Origin of the sequence: Promicromonospora kroppenstedtii DSM 19349, assembly GCF_000515355.1 — a bacterium.
Taxonomy (GTDB): Bacteria; Actinomycetota; Actinomycetes; order Actinomycetales; family Cellulomonadaceae; genus Promicromonospora; species Promicromonospora kroppenstedtii.
This window is the reverse complement of record NZ_KI911664.1, coordinates 19,479-22,701: the sequence shown is the minus strand read 5'-3', so window position 1 is coordinate 22,701 and position 3,223 is coordinate 19,479. Positions and strand designations below refer to the sequence as shown.

2 protein-coding genes are annotated in these 3,223 nt (G+C 71.0%); both read right to left on the bottom strand.

Features of this window, described 5'->3' with window-relative positions; all coding sequences use genetic code 11:
* Nucleotides 1–175 precede the first annotated feature (175 nt).
* Nucleotides 176–664, bottom strand: a complete 489-nt coding sequence (locus tag PROKR_RS11910) for a heme-degrading domain-containing protein (protein ID WP_020018199.1) — start codon at nt 662–664, stop codon at nt 176–178.
* A gap of 308 nt (nt 665–972) precedes the next feature.
* Nucleotides 973–2,898 carry a glycoside hydrolase family 76 protein gene (locus PROKR_RS11905; RefSeq protein ID WP_036963448.1) on the bottom strand — a complete coding sequence of 642 codons (1,926 nt, stop codon included), beginning with the start codon at nt 2,896–2,898 and terminating at the stop codon, nt 973–975.
* Nucleotides 2,899–3,223 lie beyond the last annotated feature (325 nt).

Here is a 3,223-nt window from a genome sequence, read left to right as displayed (position 1 = left end):
TGCGCGTGTCGCGCGGCGTGTCGCAGCGGGGCGAACCTAGGTCCGCGGGGTGTGTTGCCCTGCGTAGACATTGTCTACACAGCGCAACCCACCCCGGGTACATACGGTCGCCCCGCTGCGACACGCCGCGCGACATGCGCAGCACCCGCCCCGGGCGGAGCGGGGCGGGTGCACCTCAGACCAGCGGCTGAGCCTCGACCAGCTCGCGCAGCGCCTCGACCACGAGGGCGTGGTCGTCCTGCTGAGCCAGTCCGGACACGGTCACCACGCCGACGATCCCCACGTCCGTCACACGGACCGGGAACGCCCCGCCGTGCGCCGAGTACTCCTGGAACGGCAGGCCGTGCGTGGCGTTGAAGTCGGTGCCCTTGGCCTTGGCCCGCAGCCCCACGAGGTAGGACGACGCGCCGAACCGGTAGACCACTGCCACCTTGCGCTGGACCCACGAGTCGTTGTCGGGCGTGGTGCCCGGCCGGGCCGCGTGGAACACCTGCTGGGTGCCCTTGCGGACGTCGATCGTCACAGGCAGGTCGCGCTCGACCGCGAGCTCGACGAGCAGGCTGCCGAGGCGCCAGGCCTGGTCGTGCGTGAAGGAGGGCAGCACCAGCTCGGCCTCCTGGGCCTCGACCTCGCTGATGATCGCGGAGACATCGGATTCGCTCATGGGGCCATCCTGCCCTGCCGGCCTTGTCGTGCCGACCCTGTCCTGCCCCGCTGCGCCGTGCCCTGCTGGCAACCCAGCCGCCGGCCCCCGGCTCTCGACCCCCGCCGTCGACCCCGCCGTCGCCCCCCGTCGACCCCGCCGTCGACCCCGCCGTCGACCCGCGCCGTCGACCCCCGCCTTTGAGGCCTAAGTTTCTTGTCTTTGGACCGGTCCAAAGACAAGAAACTTAGGCCTCGAAGGAGATCGCCCCGATCGGGCGGGCGGACCAGTCGGGCGGAACGGTCAGACCGAGAGGTCGAGCGGAGCGGTCAGGACGTCTCGTACGTCGCCGTCACGTGGTAGACGCCGCCGCCCCAGCCGTCGGCCGGGAAGGCGTCGGACACCCGGACGTAGGCGGCGTTGTCGTCACCGAGGTGCTCGGTCAGGTCGAGCGTGTGCTCGGCCCGGTTGGAGCCGTCCCGGATCTGCTCGTCCTCGGTGAGCACCGTGGTCCAGGACTCGCCGTCCGGCCCCACCTCGACGACGTACTGGTTGTCGATCTCCAGGGCCACCTGGGCCGACGTCGTGCCCTCGGGGAACGGGAACCGGTAGACGAACGCGCTCTCGCCGTCGGCGTAGCGGCTGCCGCCGCCGCTGAAACCGGACCCGCCGGCGTCCCAGAGCCAGGGAATCTCCTCGGGCGAGCCGGCCGCGAAGTCGACGACGCCCGCGACCAGCACCTCCGCGCGCGCGGTGTAGGTCAGACCCGAGCGGGCGGTGACGGTGACGCTCACCGGGTAGCTGCCGTCGGCGGTGCCGACGGGAACCCGCACGTCCACGGGCACGGTCGCCCGTGCCGGAGAGGCGTGCCCGGTCGGGCTCAGCCGCAGCGTCCGGTCGGCCGTCACCTTCCAGCCACGCGGTCCGGAGGTCCGCACGGTCAGCGGCAGCGCCTCCGGCCGGGCCGACGTCGCCGCCACCGCGACGTCGAGGCCCACCCGAGTGGCCGTACCGGAGGCGGGCAGCACCGCCACCACCGCGGGCGAGGCCGCGGCGGAGATAGTGCGGCGGGGCTGCTCCTGCGGCACGTCGGCGATCAGTGCGCTCAGGGCGCTGGCCTGCGTGCGCCAGTCGAACACGTTGGGCTGGGTGTCGGTCGCTCCGGCCCAGCGCAGGCCGAGCCGGCCCACGACGTCGCGGTCGTTCGCCCAGATCGAGTCCGCCTGGTCCGCGACGAACTGCTGGTAGGCGGGCTCACCCGTGGTGTCCGCCAGCTCCATCAGGTAGCGCGCGAAGATGCCCTTGAACTGCTTCTGGTTGTCGTCGCAGCTGCGACCGGCGGCCTCGCACCACTCGGTCAGCACGCCGTCCTTGACGAGCACGTCGGACCCCAGCGCGGAGTCGGCCAGGTAGCGGGCCTGCTCGAGGAGCTCCGGGTCGCCCGTGGCCCGCCACAGCTCCAGCGCCGCGCCGATGCCGAGGCCCTGGTTGTAGGTCCACACGGTGTCGTTGTTGCTGGAGCAGTCGTCGCGCAGCCCGTCATGGACCAGCCCGTCGGAGTTGATCATGCCGCTGGCCACGTACCAGTCCCACGCCTCCTGGGAGCGGTCCAGCCAGAGGGTGTCGCCGGGCAGGCGGTTGTGCAGCTCTGCGGTCAGCCGGATCCACTGGCCGTTGGTGACGGCGTTCTTGTAGGTGCGCTCCTCGTTCCACCAGATGCCACCGCCGCAGGTGCTGGTGTCCCAGAACTCGTTCATGAACTCGCCGATGGTGAGGGCCATGTCGAGGTACTTCTCGTCGCCGGTCAGGTCGTACGCGGTGACCCAGTTGAGCCCCCACCAGCCCGAGTCGTCGATGGCGCGGCTGGTGAAGTTGCCGTAGATCTCGTCGGTGGACCGCTCCCCCGCCGGGAACGGGCCCTTGTTGGTCTCGAAGCTGTGGTCCAGCTCGTCCAGGTAGCTCTGGTCGCCCGTGCGCTTCATGTAGTCGCCGATGGTCTGCAGCGCGACGGCGGAGTTCCACCAGCTCGACGCGAACCACGCCTTCTCCGGGTCGTAGGAGTCCATCAGCACGTCGGCGGAGACCCGGGCGTCGGCCACGGCGGTGGCGGCGTCGACGTCGTCCGCCTGTGGTGCGGCGGACACCGGCACGGATTCGGTGGGTGGTGGCCCGGCATGCGCCAGGGCGACCGGTTGCAGGCCGGCGATCACGGCTACGGCCAGCAGGACACGTCGGGTACGACGGAACATCGACATCGATGGGCTCCTCCCCCTGGGCGCAACGTTGCCCCCAGGCGCTCGTGATTTCACCCAAAACCTACCGGAGAAATGGCAGCAATACACCTATTCAGCACAGACCAACCCGTTCGAGATGAGGGCCGCGGGCAGGCCCGCGCGCAGGTGCGCTTCTACCCAGTCATTGCGCCCGGGATCCACGTGGGTTTCGGGCCTAAAGACTGGGTAGAAGCGCACTTTCGTTACGGGCGCGGGCGGGGCGGGTCAGCCGGGCACGCCTCGGCCGCGAGCTGCTCCGGGTCGACGACGGCGGCCGGGTCTGCCGCGCACGTCGCCCCGTCCGGCC

What these genes read in the sequence shown, in the direction of transcription:
- PROKR_RS11910 (WP_020018199.1), bottom strand. Translation starts at nt 664, where the DNA reads ATGAGCGAATCCGATGTCTCCGCGATCATCAGCGAGGTCGAGGCCCAG.
- PROKR_RS11905 (WP_036963448.1), bottom strand. Translation starts at nt 2,898, where the DNA reads ATGTCGATGTTCCGTCGTACCCGACGTGTCCTGCTGGCCGTAGCCGTG.